This window comes from Saccharopolyspora gloriosae, assembly GCF_022828475.1.
Lineage (GTDB): Bacteria > Actinomycetota > Actinomycetes > Mycobacteriales > Pseudonocardiaceae > Saccharopolyspora_C > Saccharopolyspora_C gloriosae_A.
Genome location: NZ_CP059557.1, coordinates 4,274,221 through 4,289,596, shown reverse-complemented (window position 1 = coordinate 4,289,596; position 15,376 = coordinate 4,274,221). Strand labels below are relative to the sequence as shown.

General features: G+C 69.6%; 12 protein-coding genes and 2 pseudogenes. 3 read left to right on the top strand and 11 right to left on the bottom strand.

Features of this window, described 5'->3' with window-relative positions; genetic code table 11:
* Positions 1–10: 10 nt before the first annotated feature.
* Positions 11–1,444 carry an arylsulfatase gene (locus H2Q94_RS18490; protein ID WP_243788449.1) on the bottom strand — a complete coding sequence of 478 codons (1,434 nt, stop codon included), beginning with the start codon at positions 1,442–1,444 and terminating at the stop codon, positions 11–13.
* A gap of 243 nt (positions 1,445–1,687) precedes the next feature.
* Between H2Q94_RS18490 and H2Q94_RS18485 the strand changes: the two genes are divergently transcribed.
* Positions 1,688–2,350, top strand: coding sequence for a GntR family transcriptional regulator (locus H2Q94_RS18485; RefSeq protein WP_243788448.1), 663 nt, complete (start codon positions 1,688–1,690; stop codon positions 2,348–2,350).
* Positions 2,351–2,528: 178 nt separating this feature from the next.
* Here the strand turns inward: H2Q94_RS18485 and H2Q94_RS18480 are convergent, their stop codons facing one another.
* Both H2Q94_RS18480 and H2Q94_RS18475 read right to left on the bottom strand, forming a co-directional pair.
* Positions 2,529–3,692: an NAD(P)/FAD-dependent oxidoreductase gene (locus H2Q94_RS18480; RefSeq protein WP_243788447.1), complete on the bottom strand. Its 1,164-nt coding sequence runs from the start codon at positions 3,690–3,692 to the stop codon at positions 2,529–2,531.
* Positions 3,692–3,991 (bottom strand): annotated as a pseudogene (locus tag H2Q94_RS18475) (bifunctional 3-phenylpropionate/cinnamic acid dioxygenase ferredoxin subunit); the annotation flags it as partial. The pseudogene H2Q94_RS18475 and the gene H2Q94_RS18480, both read right to left, overlap by 1 nt.
* A 563-nt stretch (positions 3,992–4,554) precedes the next feature.
* Between H2Q94_RS18475 and H2Q94_RS18470 the strand changes: the two are divergent.
* A complete protein-coding gene (locus tag H2Q94_RS18470) occupies positions 4,555–5,988 on the top strand; it encodes an MFS transporter (RefSeq protein ID WP_243788445.1) in 1,434 nt (477 codons plus the stop codon).
* 46 nt (positions 5,989–6,034) lie between these two features.
* On the opposite strand, the gene H2Q94_RS18465 is transcribed toward H2Q94_RS18470, so the two are convergent.
* The 8 genes from H2Q94_RS18465 to H2Q94_RS18430 form a co-directional block, all read right to left on the bottom strand.
* Positions 6,035–6,253, bottom strand: a complete 219-nt coding sequence (locus H2Q94_RS18465) for a hypothetical protein (protein WP_243788444.1) — start codon at positions 6,251–6,253, stop codon at positions 6,035–6,037.
* A 43-nt stretch (positions 6,254–6,296) separates the two neighbouring features.
* Positions 6,297–6,662 carry a hypothetical protein gene (locus H2Q94_RS18460; protein ID WP_243788443.1) on the bottom strand — a complete coding sequence of 122 codons (366 nt, stop codon included), beginning with the start codon at positions 6,660–6,662 and terminating at the stop codon, positions 6,297–6,299.
* Between the two features lie 315 nt (positions 6,663–6,977).
* Positions 6,978–8,123 carry an aromatic ring-hydroxylating oxygenase subunit alpha gene (locus H2Q94_RS18455; RefSeq protein WP_243788442.1) on the bottom strand — a complete coding sequence of 382 codons (1,146 nt, stop codon included), beginning with the start codon at positions 8,121–8,123 and terminating at the stop codon, positions 6,978–6,980.
* A gap of 205 nt (positions 8,124–8,328) precedes the next feature.
* Positions 8,329–9,177 carry a formyltetrahydrofolate deformylase gene (purU, locus tag H2Q94_RS18450; protein ID WP_243788441.1) on the bottom strand — a complete coding sequence of 283 codons (849 nt, stop codon included), beginning with the start codon at positions 9,175–9,177 and terminating at the stop codon, positions 8,329–8,331.
* 10 nt (positions 9,178–9,187) lie between these two features.
* Entirely contained in the window at positions 9,188–10,561 is a 1,374-nt protein-coding gene (locus H2Q94_RS18445; protein ID WP_243788440.1) for an L-serine ammonia-lyase, read from the bottom strand.
* 79 nt (positions 10,562–10,640) lie between these two features.
* Positions 10,641–11,525 (bottom strand): bifunctional 5,10-methylenetetrahydrofolate dehydrogenase/5,10-methenyltetrahydrofolate cyclohydrolase, encoded by an 885-nt coding sequence (locus tag H2Q94_RS18440; RefSeq protein WP_243788439.1) that lies wholly within the window; start codon positions 11,523–11,525, stop codon positions 10,641–10,643.
* Positions 11,522–12,142, bottom strand: a complete 621-nt coding sequence (locus H2Q94_RS18435; RefSeq protein WP_243788438.1) for a cyclodeaminase/cyclohydrolase family protein — start codon at positions 12,140–12,142, stop codon at positions 11,522–11,524. The genes H2Q94_RS18440 and H2Q94_RS18435 overlap by 4 nt, the downstream gene beginning before the upstream one ends.
* 29 nt (positions 12,143–12,171) lie before the next feature.
* Complete coding sequence (locus tag H2Q94_RS18430) at positions 12,172–14,637, bottom strand: GcvT family protein (RefSeq protein WP_243788437.1); 2,466 nt, start codon at positions 14,635–14,637, stop codon at positions 12,172–12,174.
* A 577-nt stretch (positions 14,638–15,214) separates the two neighbouring features.
* Between H2Q94_RS18430 and H2Q94_RS18425 the strand changes: the two are divergent.
* Positions 15,215–15,364, top strand: a pseudogene (locus H2Q94_RS18425) (serine hydroxymethyltransferase); the annotation flags it as partial.
* Positions 15,365–15,376: the final 12 nt, after the last annotated feature.

The following is a 15,376-nucleotide window of genomic DNA, read 5'->3' as shown; positions in this document are numbered from 1 at the left end:
CTCGCCGGGGCTACCCGGGGGAGACCCACGCGGAGTGCATCTCGGCGACGAGTTCTCGCACCACGGACGGGTGCTGCGCGGCCACGTCGTGGCGTTCGGACATGTCGGCGTCGAGGTCGTAGAGCTCGACCTGCCACTGCTCGTCCGGCACGTCGTGCTCCCGGCCCGGTGCGAACCGCACCGCCTTCCAGCCGTCGCGGCGCACGGCCTCGGCCACGTGCCGGAGCCTGCCGCCGTCCTCGGCGTTCGCCCGCTCCGTGACACCGGGCTCGCGGCGGTAGAAGTACAACGTGCGCGGGACGGCTGGCGCGGTGCCGCTCATCGCCGGACGAAGCGATATGCCGTCGAGTCCTTCGGGAACGCGGGCGCCGCCGAAATCCGCCAGCGTCGGAAGCAGATCCCAGAACGCGCAGACCTGATCGCTGACCCGACCGACCGTGCCGGGCAGCAGGCCCGGTGCCCACGCGAGCAGCGGCACCCGGATGCCGCCGTCGTACAGGTTCCGCTTGTACCCGCGCAGCGCGCCGTTGGAGCGGAAGCGCTCCGGGTCGAACGTCGGCCGCCCTTCCTCGTGCCCGCCGTTGTCGCTGGCGAACAGCACGATCGTGTTCTCGGCGATTCCGTTGTGCCGCAAGGATTCCATGACCCGGCCGACGTAGCCGTCGAGTCTGGTGATCTGGGCCGCGTGCGCGCGATCGCCCTGGGGCCACGGCCGGTCCGAGTACGGCTCGTCGCTGGGAACCTCCTGCGGGGCGTGCGGCAGGTTCGGTGTGTAGAACAGCAGGAACGGGTCGTCCCGGTGGTGCGCGATGAAGTCCGTTGCGAGCTCGGCGAACAGGTCCGGTGCGAACACCCGCGCGGCACCGTCGCGGTTCTCCGGGATCGGAATCCGCTCGTCGTTGTGCCACAACTGATCCGGGAAGTATTCGTGCGCGTGGCCGTGGGTGACGTAGCCGAAGAACTCGTCGAAGCCGCGCCGCCTCGGGCTGCTGGGCTGGTCGGGTTCCTCCGGACCGAACCCCCACTTGCCGATCACGGCGGTGCGATATCCGGCGTCGCGCAGCACGTTGCCGAAGGTGGTGTCGGCGTCGGTCAGCGAGCCTTGCGGCCCGTCCTCCGGATTCTGCCGCACCGTCGCGTGTCCGGTGTGGAGCCCGGTGAGCAGGGTGCAGCGGGACGGCGCGCAGACCGGTGCGCCCGCGTACGCCTGGGTGAACCGCACGCCCTCCGCAGCCAGCGCGTCCAGGTTCGGTGTGCTGATGAGGCGCTGTCCGTAAGAACCGAGTTCGCCGTACCCCAGGTCGTCGGCGAGCACGACGACGATGTTCGGGCGCCCGGAAACGGACGCGTGCGCGGCGGAACTCCCGAGTGCGGCACCGGCCGCCGCGGCGCCCGACCAGAACAGGAACCGTCGTCGACTCGCGGACAAACCCTTGTGCGGCATGGAACCGGACGTTAAGCGGCGGGATGTCCCGGTACAAGGGAGAGCAAAGCCCGTTCACCATCTGGGATCGAGCCCGCGGGGCCGCGTTTTCTCCGGCACTGGAGGGCAGAGCGAGCTCGACGAGGCGGTGACGCCCCCCACGTCGACCGGGCGTCGTCAAATGGCCAACAGATACAATGCTGATATGTCAAGTCATGTCCGCACGTTCGGAGGCAGCTTCCCGCCGACGTGCCCGAGCCCGGGATGGACGCTGTGACCAGCGAGGAAACGGCGTACACCTCGATGGCCGACAAGGCCTACCTGGCCATCCGAGACCGCCTGATCATGCTCGACATACCGCCGATGACGGCGATCGACGACGTCGCGCTCGCCGCGTCGCTGGACATCGGCCGGACTCCGGTGCGCGAGGCGCTGAAGCGACTGGAGATCGACCGGCTCGTGGTGTCCTACCCGCGGCGGGGCACCTTCGCCACAGCGGTCGACATCACCGATCTCGCCTACATCTCCGACCTCCGGGTGCAACTGGAGCCGCTGGCGGCGCGGCGGGCCGCCGAGTCCGCGGACGCGGCGACGCTGGGCGGTTTGGACGAGCTGGCCGACGCCCTGGACCGGGTCGACGTGCGCTCGCTCAGCCGGGACGAGTTGATGCGCTGGGACCTGCACGTGCACCGCGCCATCTACGGCGCGGCCGGAAATCCGCACCTGGAGGACACCCTGGTGCGCTACGACAATCTGGCGACCAGGATCTTCTGCCTGTTCCTGGACCGGATGGTGAACTTCGACAGCCACGTCGGCGAGCACACCGCGTTGCTGCGGGCGATCGGCGCCCGGGACATCGTCGAGTCCGAGCGGCTCGCCCGCGAGCACGTGCTCGGTTTCGAGAAGGCGATTCGGGCGGTGGTCTGACGGGGTCGGAGTTCGGCGCGTCCGCGATCGGCGAGCGGGAACGAGACCGGGGTCGCGTCCCCGTCCGAGCCCTTGTCGCAGCGCCGGAGTGCATTCTTGCTTCCGCCCGACGAGCAGGCCGGATCCCGGCGGAGGGTGATTCCGCCCGGGAGCTCGTCGCGTCGGTGCGGGTGAACTTTCAGAGCCTCCCCGCGAGACGGCGGCGCCATCGGCCGAACGAACGGGGCCGGTCGATGCCGAGCGCTCCCACCGGAGTGCCCGCGCCGTCGACGAACAGCGCGAGGAAGTCGCCGGAGTCGAGATCTCCTTCTTCGACCTGGATCGTGCAGTCCGCCGTGCGGTGCCCCGCGAACTGGAGCTTGTGGCCGTACTGGTCGGACCAGAAGTAGGGAACGGCGTGATGCGCGGGAGCGGTGTGTTCCCGGCCGAGCAGCGCCGCGACGGCCGCCGCGGGTTGCTGCGCCGCGTTCGTCCAATGCTCCAGGCGCATGGACGCGGCGGTGTAGGACCGATGGGAGTTGGCGCAGTCCCCGACCGCGGCGACTGCCGGTACGTCGGTGAGTCCCCGCTCATCGGTGAGAACGCCGTTGTGCAACGGGATTCCCGAATCCGCGAGCCATTCCACGTTCGGCTGCGCGCCGATGCCGACCACCACCACGTCGGCGGGCAGCTCCCGCCCGTCGTCGAGCCGCACTGCCGTCACGCGCGGTCGGCCCACCAACTCGGCGAGTCCGGTTCGCAGGTGCATCCGGACGCCGTTGCGGCCGTGCAGCCTGCCGCACACGGCGCCCAGGTCAGGGCCGAGCGCCCGCTCCAGGGGAGCCGCCGCCGCTTCGACGATGTCCACTTCACAGCCGAGCCCGGCCGCGGTCGAGGCGATTTCGGCTCCGATGAACCCGGCTCCGATGACGACGAGCCGTGCTCCGGGGACGAGTTCCGTGCGCAGTGCGCGCGCGTCGTCGAGCGTGCGGAGGGTGTGCACGCCCTCGGGGACGGACGACGGGAGGGTGCGCGCCCGCGCCCCGGTGGCCAGTACGACGGCGTCGGTGGTGATGCGCTCCCCGTCGTCGAGCAGGACGGTGCGCTCGCCGGTGTCGAGGGCTCCGGCGGTGCGGCCGAGCCGCCACTCGATCCCGAGCGAGGCGTCGTCGGGGTCGGTCAGGTCGATGTCGTCCTCGGACGAGGTGCCCGCCAGGAACTCCTTCGACAGGGGAGGGCGGTCGTAGGGGGCGTGCTTCTCGTCGCCGATGACGAGGATTCGCCCGTCGAATTCGTGCTCTCGCAGCGAACGGGCCGTCGTCAGGCCGGCGAGGGACGCCCCGACGATCGTGATGTGCCGCATCAACTCACTCCTTCCACGGCGACGTCGACCGAGGTCGTCTCGAGGACGTAGATCAGGCCGTCATCGACCGACACCTGGTGGGTGCGGACGGGCTTCTTCGCGGGAGGTCCGCTGGGGCGGCCCGTTCGCAGGTCGAAACAGGCGGCGTGCAACGGGCATTCGACCGCGCAGCCCTCCAGGAAACCGTCCGACAGCGACGCGTCCTGGTGCGTGCAGGTGTCGTCGATCGCGAACAGCTCACCGTCCACATTGAACACCGCGATCGGCGCTTCGCCCTGGACGCGTACCGACTCTCCGGGGGAAGGCCGGCCAGCTCACCTACGAAGATCATGTTGCCTCCTGTTGCAGATGGCGGAACCCGTCGTGCAATTCGCAACAGACAGAATGCGGCTCGCCCCCTTGGTCGTCAACGATGGAATTTCGGCGCCGAATCGCGATGCCCGTTGCGTTGAGCGCAACGGAATCGGTGTTGCCGCCGGATGAACCGAGCACGGGAGCGCGTTCGGCCGGGCGGTCCCCGCAGGGTGCCGCCGGGCGGGTCGGTCGCGTGATCGGAGCCGCGATCTGCTTGTGTCGCGGCATGTTCGGGTGGTGCTCGCCGAATTCTCGGCCAACGAGGGGTGCCGGGTCGAGGAGCCGTTCGGGGCGTTGACCCGGCTGAGGCTCTGTCTTATCGTGCACAGATATATCAACCGTCGATCCCCGCATCAAGGGTGATGAGGCCGCTGAGACCGTGTCTTTGAACTAGGGCGATTCGGGCGTGTGCAAGTGGTTTCGGTGTCCCTGTCGTGCCAGCGGCGAAGCCGCTGCGCGATGACCGCCGACCCCACGAGATCAAGGACAGGCTCCGGGGGGAGACCTCATGACCGAGAAGCCCAGGCGCCGCCGACGGGGGCTGACTCCGCCTGTCGTGCAAGAAGAACGCACCGTCCACCGGGCGGTCGCGGCGACCTCCATCGGGAATGTCGCCGTGTGGTACGACTTCGGCATCTACTCGTACCTGGCGGCCGCCGTGCTGGATCGGGTGTTCTTCCCCGGCGGCGGCCAATGGGCGACCGTCTACACGCTCGGCGCGTTCGCGGCCGCGTTCCTGATGCGCCCGCTCGGCGGCTTCGTGTTCGGGCGGCTCGGGGACCGGATCGGCCGCACCAAGGTGCTGTCGGCGACGATGCTGCTGATGGCGGTGGCGACCGTGCTGCTCGGGCTGATCCCGAGCCACGGGTCGTTCGGCTTGGCCGCTCCGCTGCTGGTGCTGCTCATCCGGATGCTGCAGGGTTTCTCCGTCGGCGGCGAATACACCGGTGCGCTGACCCTGATCGCCGAGTACGCCCCGGATCGGCGGCGCGGATTCTTCGGCAGCTGGCTCGAATTCAGCACCCTGGCCGGATACGCCCTGGGCGCGGGCGTGTGCGCGACGGTGATCGCGGCCGTGCCCGCCGACGGCCTGCTGTCGTGGGGCTGGCGGCTGCCGTTCATGCTGGCCCTGCCGCTCGGCTTGACCGGCATCTACCTGCGGATGCGGCTGGAGGACACCCCGGCGTTCCGGCAGCTGATGGAGCGTTCGCCTGCGCTGAGCACGATGTCCGCCCGCCGTGCGCTGCAGATCGTCGTGGTCCACTACCGCTCCGCCGCGCTGGTCGCGACCGGTGTGATCGTCGCTTGGAACGTCACGAACTACGTCATGACCAACTACGTTCCCGCCTACTTGGCCGCGACGCTCCCGCGCAACGGTGCGGTCGGCAGCAGCCAGGCGGTGGCGGCCGCGATGCAGGTCGCCGTCATGGGCGTGATGCTGTGCGTGATCGTGTCCGTCGGCCGCCTCAGCGACCGGATCGGGCGAAAACCCGTGCTCATGACGGGAAGTCTGTCGCTGATCTTCCTGGGCCTGCCCGCCGTGTGGTTGCTCCGCGAAGGGCTGGTGGGCCAGCTCGCCGGGCTGCTGATCATGGGCTTGTCGCTGGTGTGCTTCGCGGCGGTGTCACCGTCGACGCTGCCCGCGCTGTTCCCGACGATGATCCGGTACAGCAGCCTGGCGGTCATCTTCAACCTCGCGGTGTCCCTGTTCGCCGGAACCGCACCGACGATCATCGAGGCGGCCGTGACCGCCACCGGCAACCTCGACTGGCCCGGGTTCTACCTCGTCGGCGCGGGCGTCATCGGGGTCATCAGCACCCATTTCCTGAAGGAACAGGCCGGACGCCCGCTCGACGGCGCCGCTCCGTTGACCTCCAGCGCGGAACTCCCGCCACCGCCGTTGTCCGACGAGGGAGTCCCGTTGGAGCAACCCCGCCAGTAACGGGCCTCCGGAGCGGACCTGCGCAAGCGGGTCGGGTGGTGGAACCTCAGCGGCTTCGCGAGCCGCGAGAGCGGGTGGCGTTGCCGAATTCCGCCGCCAGCAGGTCGAACAGGCCGGGGAAACGTCGATCAAGAGCGTTCCTGCGTAGCAGGATGCCCTTCTTGTTCCCGCAGTCGATGTCGCGGATGAGCCCCGCATCGCGCAGCGTGCGGAAGTGGTAGGTCCGAGTCTGCTTGGCCACCGGCAGGTCGAAGGACTGGCACATGCGCTCCCTGACCACCCCGGGCCGGATGTTGGCCGTCCACCCGTCACGGGAGACGCCGCAGGCCATGTTCACGTTTCGCGATCCGGGCACCCACCGGCACGATCGCCACGACATCGAGCTGCGCAAACGAATCGTCGCCGATGCGTTCGCGGGCGTGGGCTGGCGGGCGGCAGAGCTGGTCGGCGCGTACGAGGCGCGTCCGGACCCGTTCCTCGACCCGCTCCGGAACGTGCGGCTGCGCGGCTGGGCGCGAGGCCGGGTGGCGTTGCTCGGCGACTCGGCGTCCGCTGCGGCGCTGCTCGGTGACGGATCCAGCCTCGCCGTGGCGGGTGCGCACGCGCTCGCCGGGGCTGTCACCGCGCACCCGGACGACCACTCCCGCGCTTTCCGCGCCTACGAGGCCGCCCATCGTCGTGAGGTGGACCGACGGCTCCGGCGCGTCGGCCTCCTCTCCGCGCTGCTGATCCCCCGCACCTCCCGCGGACTGGCGATGCGCAACGCCGTCGGCCGTGCGGTCAGCCGTGCGGCCCGAGCCTCCCCGGCGCCGAAGCGACTCCTCGAACGTGACCGGAGGCAGTGGCCGATAGCCGTCAGACGGACGGCGCCGCAGTGCTCAAGCGCGTACTCCTGGGGTGAGGAATCCCCGCGGTGCGGCTGTTCTCCGGGCGGCGAGAAGCCCCGTGCGGAGATCCGGTCGATGCCCGCACGGGGCCGCTGTCGAGGCTCAGCCGACGCGTGCTCGCACCCAGTCGTGGAACTGTTCGATGTGGTGCTCACTCGGGACCAGCACCCCGCCGTTCTTGTAGGAGCGGGAGTCCATCGCCAGCTGGCAGCGTTCGCACGCGTCGAAGTCCTGCTGGTTGACCCGGTGGAACAGCTCCACCGAGCGGTCGATGTCGACGCCCGAGTCCACCACCTCCGGCAGGTAGAGCCAGTCGCACCGCACGATGGTCCGATCCACGGAGACCGGGAACATGCGGTGGAACACCACGTGATCGGGCACCAGGTTGATGAAGACCTGCGGCCGCACGGTGATGGCGTAGTAGCGCCGGTCCTGCTCCTCGTTCACGCCGGGCAGCCGCGCGACGCCCTCGGAGCCGTCGACGGTGAAACCTCGGATGTTCTCGCCGAATTCCGCGCCGTGGCCGACGAAGTACTGAGCCGCGAGACCGTCGGCGAACTCCGGCAGCACCTCGGTCAGCTCCGGGTGGATCGTGGCGCAGTGGTAGCACTCCATGAAGTTCTCGACGATCTGCTTCCAGTTCGCCCGCACGTCGTACTCGATGCGCCTGCCGAGCTTGAGGTCGGCGACCTGATAGCCGACGATCGCGTCCGGTGTGCCCAGGCGGTCGGTGACGTCGTTGATGACGGTGTCCTCGAACGACGGCGGATCCTCGGCCAGGCACAGCCAGACGTAGCCGAGCCATTCCCGGACGTGCACCCGGTGCAAGCCGTAGTCGTCGCGGCCGACGTCCGGCATCGCGGTGAGGTTCGGCGCGGCGATCAGCTTGCCGTCGAGCGCGTAAGTCCAGGCGTGGTAGGGACATTGGAACGACCGCCGCACCTCGCCCCGCTCCTCCGTGCACAGCCGGGCGCCGCGGTGCCGGCACACGTTGAGGTGGGCCTTGATCCCGCCGTCGCGGCCCCGCACGACGATGACGCTCTCCCGGCCGATCTGAACGGTCTCGTACTGGCCGGGGCGGGCCAGGTCTGCGCTGAGCACCGAGCAGAACCAGCCCGCCTCGAAGATCGACTCCTGTTCGGCGCGGAAGATCTCGGGGTCGGTGTAGTAGTGGCCCGCGAGTGTTTCGCGCAGGCTCGCGGGGAGACCTTGCTCCTCAACGGATGCGGAGAGCTCACCGGTCGTCATGGAAGGGCTCCTTGCTCGAGAGAAACGGGATCGCGTCACGGCGCCCGGAATGAGCGCTCGGCGAGGTGGGGGCGCGGCTCCCGCGAGGGGAGCGGTGAGCAGGGATCAGAGAGTTGCGCTGATCGCAACCTGGTGCGCGATGCGCTACGAAATATCAGCGCTTCGCCAGGGTGGCTGTCAAGGGCGAGATCCGGATCGGCCGGTCCTACTGGAAAACGACGGTGCTGTGGCCGTTGAGCAACAGCCGGCGCTCGCAGTGCCAGCGGACGGCGCGGGACAGCGCGAGTGCCTCGGCGTCGCGGCCGACCGTCTGCAACGCCGTGGGATCGTGGGTGTGATCGATGCGGATCACCTCCTGCTCGATGATCGGGCCTTCGTCCAGCTCCGGGGTGACGTAGTGCGCCGTCGCCCCGACGAGCTTCACGCCGCGCCCGTAGGCCTGGTGGTAGGGCTTCGCTCCCTTGAACCCCGGCAGGAACGAGTGGTGGATGTTGATCGCCCGGCCGTGCAGCGCCTTGCAGGTCTGGTCGGACAGGACCTGCATGTAGCGGGCGAGCACGACCAGCTCCGCGTCGTAGTCCTCCACCACCCGCAGCAGCCGGGCTTCGGCTTCCGGTTTGCTCTCGCGGGTGACCGGGATGTGGATGAACGGCAGGCCGGCGGATTCGGCCATGGGCCGCAGATCCTCGTGGTTGGACACCACCGCGACGATGTCGGCGCTGAGGCTGCCCGCGCGCCAGCGGTAGATCAGATCGTTGAGGCAGTGCCCGAGTTTGGAGACCATCACCAGGATCCGCGCGTCGCGGTCGGGGGCGAAGGCGAAGCTCATCTCGAAGTCCGCGGCGACGGGTTCGAACCCGCGCGAGATCTCGTTGATGTCGATGTCGTGCCCGGCGGTGACATGGGTGCGCAGGAACAGCCTGCCGCGCACCGGATCGTCGAACTGCTGGTGTTCGCCGATGTCGCAGCCGTGCTGGAACAGGTACGAGCTGACGGCGTGCACGATGCCGCTGCGGTTCGGGCAGCTCAAGGTGAGGGTGAACGAGCGGGTCACGGGATTCTCCTCAGCATTCCACGACGTTGAGAGCCAGGCCGCCGCGGGCGGTCTCCTTGTACTTGTCCTTCATGTCCGCCCCCGTCTCGCGCATCGTCTTGATCGCTTTGTCCAGCGAGACGTGGTGCTTGCCGTCGCCCCGAACGGCCATCCGGGCCGCGGTGATCGCCTTGATCGAGGCGACCGCGTTGCGCTCGATGCAAGGGATCTGCACGAGGCCGCCGACCGGATCGCAGGTCAAGCCGAGGTTGTGCTCGATGCCGATCTCCGCCGCGTTCTCCACCTGTTCCGGCGTGCCGCCGATGATCTCGGCGAGCCCGGCGGCGGCCATCGAGCACGCCGAGCCGACCTCCCCTTGGCAGCCGACCTCGGCTCCGGAGATGGAGGCGTTCTCCTTGAACAGGACCCCGATGGCGCCCGCGGTCAGCAGGAACCGCACCACCGCGTCCTCGGAGAACGACGGCAGGAACCGCTCGCCGTAGTGCAGGACGGCGGGCACGATTCCGGCGGCGCCGTTGGTCGGCGCGGTCACCACCCGTCCGCCCGCGGCGTTCTCCTCGTTGACGGCGAGGGCGTAGAGGGTGACCCACTCCATCGCGTGCAGTGCGTCCTGCTCGTCGTCGGTGGCCTCCAGACGTTCGCGGAACTCGTTGGCCCGGCGCCGGACCTTGAGCCCGCCGGGCAGCGTGCCGCCGGTGCGGGAACCCTGCTCGACGCACTGGCGCATCACCGACCAGATGTGCAGCAGCCCGTCCCGGATCTCCTGCTCGGTGCGCCAGGAGAGTTCGTTGGCCAGCATGATGTCGCTGATCCTCAGGCCGGTGCCGAACGCGTGCGCGAGCAGATCCCGCCCGGTGCGGAACGGGTAGGGCACCGGGGTCTCGTCTTCGACCAGCACCGGCCGTCCCGCTTCGTCCTGGTCGAGGACGAAGCCACCGCCGACGGAGTAGTACTCGCATCGATCGATCCGGGTGCCGTCGTCGTCGAAGGCCTCGAAGACCATGCCGTTGCTGTGGAAGTCGAGCCGTCCGGTGCGGTGCAGCACGATGTCGTCGTTGACGGAGAACGCGATCTTCTGCTCGCCGCCGAGGCTGATGCGGTTCTCCTCCCGCACCGTGCGCACCTCCGGCTCGGCGGCGACGGGATCGACCAGGTGCGGTTGTTCGCCCGCCAGACCGAGGACCACGGCCTTGACGCTGCCGTGGCCGTGCCCGGTGGCCCCTAGCGACCCGAACAGCTCGCAGCGCACCCCCGCGACGTAGGGCAGTTCGCCCGAGCGGCGGAGCCGGTCGACGAACAGGTACGCCGCCCGCATCGGCCCGACCGTGTGCGAACTGGACGGGCCGATGCCCACTTTGAACAGATCGAAGACGGAGAGGGTCACGGGCGCTCCCAACAGGATCGCGTGCGGTGGCCGACCAGCAGCGGTGCGCGCGGGATCGGGCCTGCGGGCCGGTGCGGCGTCATGTCGTCCTCCGCGCGGAGGACGCGGCCGCCTGGACGGTGTTCCGGAGCAGCAGCGCAGTGGTGACGGGGCCTACGCCGCCGGGCACGGGGCTCAGACCGGCGACCCGCCCGGAGACGGCGGCCTCGTCGACATCGCCGACCAGTCCGCCCTCCGGAGTGGGATTGGTGCCCACGTCGATGACGATGGCCCGGTCCCGCACGTGCTCTGCGCCGATCAGTCCGGGACGACCGACCGCGACCACCACGACGTCGGCAGCGGTCGTGAACCGGGCGAGGTCCTCGGTGTGGCGGTGGCAGATCGTCACCGTCGCGTCGCGCTGGAGCAGCAGAGCAGCGGCCGGTTTGCCCACGACGTTCGAACGGCCGACCACCACGCAGCGGCGTCCGGCCAGTGCCACCTCGTGGTGGTCGAGCAGCTCCAGCACGGCCGTGGCGGTCGCCGGGGCGAAAGCGGGCGAGCCGGCGGTGAGACGGCCCAGTGACAGCGGATTTGCGCCGTCGACGTCCTTGGCCGGGGCGATCGCGGAGGCCTGTTCCTCGAAGCGCACCCCGGCGGGCAGCGGGGTCTGCAGGATGATCCCGTGCACCGACTCGTCGGCGCTGAGCGATTCCAGCGCGGCCCGGATCAGGGCGGGAGCGCACTCGGCTCCGAGATCCACGACCGAGCAGGAGATTCCTGCTCTGGCGGCCGTTTTGGCGATGGAGCGCACGTACCAGGAGCTGGACTCGTCGTCGGTCGCGACGACGACGGCCAGTTGGGGCGTGATGCCCGCGCTGGACAGTTCGGCGGCGGTGGTGGTGGCCTCGGCGCAAATCTCGCGGGCGAGGCCGGTGCCGTCGAGGGGCCGGGTGGCGGCGGATTCTCGTTGGGCGGTGGTCATCGCAGAATGTGCTCCCGAACGGCGGCGGTGACGTGCTCGGCTCGGCGGAAGATGTCCTCGGCCTTCCCGAGCGCCTTGTCCAGTTCGGCGCGGGCCTCGGGGTCGGTGAGGACGGTGAGGTTGATCTCGATGTTGACCCGCGACGTCGAGGCCGCGGCCCGTGCGGCGTCCGCCGCCGCGGCGATGTCGGCGATCACGTTGGTGTTGCCGATCGGGCGCAGCGACCGGGCGAGGTCCACGAGTTGATCGGCGACGTCGACGACGCGGGCGGACACCCGTCCGGCCGCCGCGAGCGCGGTGCTGATCGCTCGCGAGCGGCCGGCCTTCTGCTCGTCGTCCGACTTGGGCAGCCGGTAGGCCGCGCCGACGGCGCCGAACGCCTCGGCGTCCTGCTCCGCCAGTTCCAGCGCCGATTCCCGCAGTTGGTCCGCGGAATCCCGGATCTCGTTGATGGTCGTGGCGTTGGGGGCGTACCGCTCGCCGTCGCTGTATCGGGCGACCATCGCGATCAGCGCGGCGCCCTGTGCCGCGTGCAGTGCGGCGGCGGCCCCGCCGCCAGGGGCGGGCATTCTGGCGGCTAGGTCGTGCAAGAACGAGTCGATCGTGGCCGTGCGCATGCGGAATCCTCCGAGGTCTGCGGGTGCGGTCAGCGGCGAATGCGGTGCATGTCCGGGTCGACGAGCGGTTCGGAAGCGACGGTGGCGCGCACCGGGCGGCCGAAGTACTGGACCTCGACCCGGGTGCCGACGGTGGCGGTCGCGGGCAGCCACGCGTAGGCGATCGGGGTGCCGAGCGTGTGCGAGAACGCCGCCGAAGTGACGTAACCCGCGGCCTCCCCGTCGATGAACACCGGCTCCGAGCCGAGCACCACGCTGCGGTGGTCGTCGATCGTCAGGCAGGACAGCCGACGCGACACGGCGTCCTCGTCGAGGGCGGCGATGGCGTCACGTCCGACGAATTCGCCCTTCTGCGGGCGGACGGCGAACCCGATCCCGGCTTCGTACGGGTTGTGCTCGGTGGTCATGTCCGAGCCCCACGCCCGGTACCCCTTCTCCAGGCGCAGGCTGTTGAACGCGGCCCGCCCGGCGGCCACGACCCCGAGCTCACGCCCGGCCGCGAACAGCACGTCCCAGAGCCGCTGTCCGTACTCGGCGCTGGTGTAGATCTCCCAGCCCAGCTCGCCGACGTAGGACACCCGCATCGCCAGGACCGGGATCCCCGCGATGTGCGCCGGTTTGCAGCGGAAGTACTTCAAGCCCTCGTGGGAGAGGTCGTCCTGGCTCAACGGCTGCACCAGGTCGCGCGCCAGCGGCCCCCACACGCCGACGCAGCAGGTGCCCCCGGTGATGTCGCGGACCTGGACGCCGTTGTCGGACGGCAGCCGCCGGGTGAAGTGGTCGAAGTCGAGATTCCCGTTGGCGCCGACCTGGAACAGCTGCTCGCCGAGGCGGGCGACGGTGAGGTCGCTGCGCACGCCCCCGGCCTCGTCGAGCACCAAGGTGTAGGTGACGGCGCCGATCGACTTGTCCATCTTGCCGGTGGTGAGCCGATCCAGGAAGGACAGCGCGCCCGGCCCGCTGATCTCCAGTCGCTTGAGGGGGGTCATGTCGTACATGGCGACGGCGTTGCGGGTCTTCCACGCTTCGGCCGCGGCGATGGGCGAGTGGTACATCGCCGACCAGGCGTCCCGCGACGGCGGCTGCCACTCCATCGGAAGTTCCTTGACCAGCGGGGCGTTCGCCTCGAACCAGTGCGGCCGCTCCCAGCCGTGGGCTTCCAGGAAGACGGCCCCGAGCTCTTTCTGCCTCGCGTGGAACGGGCTCACCCGCACGTTGCGCGGGGACAACTTCGGCTGCAACGGGTGCTTGATGTCGTAGATCTCGACGAAGTTGCGCCTGCACGTCTCGTCGACGTGGTGCTCGGCGGTTTCGATCTCGTCGAACCGGTGCACGTCGCAGCCGTGCAGCTCGGTCCGGCTGCGGCCGTCCACCAGCAGCTCGGCGACGGCGCGGGCCACACCGGAGGAGTGGGTGACCCACACGGCCTCGGCGATCCAGAACCCGGCCACGTCGGGGGATTCGCCGACCAGCGGACCGTCGTCGGGGGTGAACGAGAAGATCCCGTTGAACCCGGTTTCGACCTTCGCCGTGCGCAGCGCGGGAAGCAGCCGCTTGCTGTGCTCCCAGGACGCCGCGAAGTCCTCCTCGGTGAACGGCAGCATCGAGGGCATCGACTCGTCGGTTGGGGAGTCCTCGTCCGGCAGGTCGCTCAGCCGCACCGGCATCGGCCGGTGCGCGTAGGTGCCGATGCCGAGGCGGTCGTTGTGCTCGCGGAAGTAGAGGTCCTGGTCCTGGTGGCGCAGGATCGGCATCCGCGCCTCGATCTGCGCGTCGTTGCGCCCGGCGAGTTCGGGCAGCGGCTCGGTGTGGGCGTACTGGTGCGCCAGCGGCAGGAGCGGAACCTTCATGCCGACCATCTCGCCGATGGCGCGGCCCCAGAATCCGGCGCAGGAAACGACGATGTCGGCGGGGATCTCGCCGTGGTCGGTTTCGACACCCGTGACGCGGCCGCCGTGCTGGTTGATCCCGATCACGCGGGTCGAACCGCGGAAGCGGGCGCCACGCGACTCGGCGCGGCGGCCGAGCGCGACGACCGCCCTGGTCGCCTTGGCGAGCCCGTCGGCGGGCGTGTGGAATCCGCCGAGAACGCGCTCCGAGTCGAGCAGCGGGTGCAGCTTCGCGCACTCCTCGGGGCTGAGGATTTCGCCGGTGACGCCCCAGGAAGTGGCCCAGCCCTGCTTGCGGTGCAGGTCGTTGAGCCGTTCCGGCGTGGTCGCGATCTCCAGGCCGCCGACCTGGTTGAAGCACCAGCCGCCGTCGACGTCGAGGCTCTTGAGCTTGTTGACGGTGTAGGTCGCGAACTCGGTCATGGTCTTCGATCCGTTGGTCTGGAAGACCAAACCGGGCGCGTGCGAGGTCGATCCGCCGGTGAGCGGCAACGGTCCCTGGTCGAGGACGGTGATCCGGTTCCAGCCGCGTTCGGTCAGCTCATCGGCCAGGTTCGCTCCGACGATCCCGGCTCCGATGATGACGACACGAGGGGTCGTACTCATGCTGGTCTCCTAACGGGAGGCCTGTGTCGGCCGCTGCGAGGGCGGCGCGTTCGGGAAGGAATGCCTTGTGCCGCAGAGGATTCGGCTGGGCTGGGGCTCTTGATGGCGGGCGCCGGGTGGTGGGCGGCAGGGCCGGCGGCGGCCGGAGGGCTCCATCGACGTTCGTAAGGCGGTTCCGACGAGAACGTCGGGCAGTGACCTGGGCGGCGAAGGGGAGACCGGCCGTTGTCGGCCGGGAGACTCGAACCAGCTGATATATCAACTGGACAGCAAGGTAAGCACTGGTCGGCGCGGGGTCAATAGGTCCGGTCGAAATCAACGCGAGCCGGTGCGCGACACGCCACCGAGTGGAGGACGCGTCGGAGGTTCGGGGTCGCGATGCCCGGCGTGCGGCGGGAATCTCGCGATGATCACCGAGGCGTGCATGACAGCCGATCGGGATTTCGAACCCTCTTGACCCCGCGATTCGCGCTGCTTAGCCTGAAAGGCGTCTGATATGTCAGTTGAATCTCAGATGTTGCGGCGGTGTGCGGTCGCGTCGCTCTTCGCTGCTGATGCCCAGCACGAAAGGAGTCCCATGAGCCCGTCCGGCAAAGCCCGTGCCGCAGACGTCTGCAACGACCGGCTTTCGGCGGTGGATCCGGAGGTGGCCGGTGCTGTGGGCGCTGAGCTCGGCCGTCAGCGGGACACGCTGGAGATGTTCTCGTCGGAGAACTTCGCACCGCTGGCCGCGTGATCC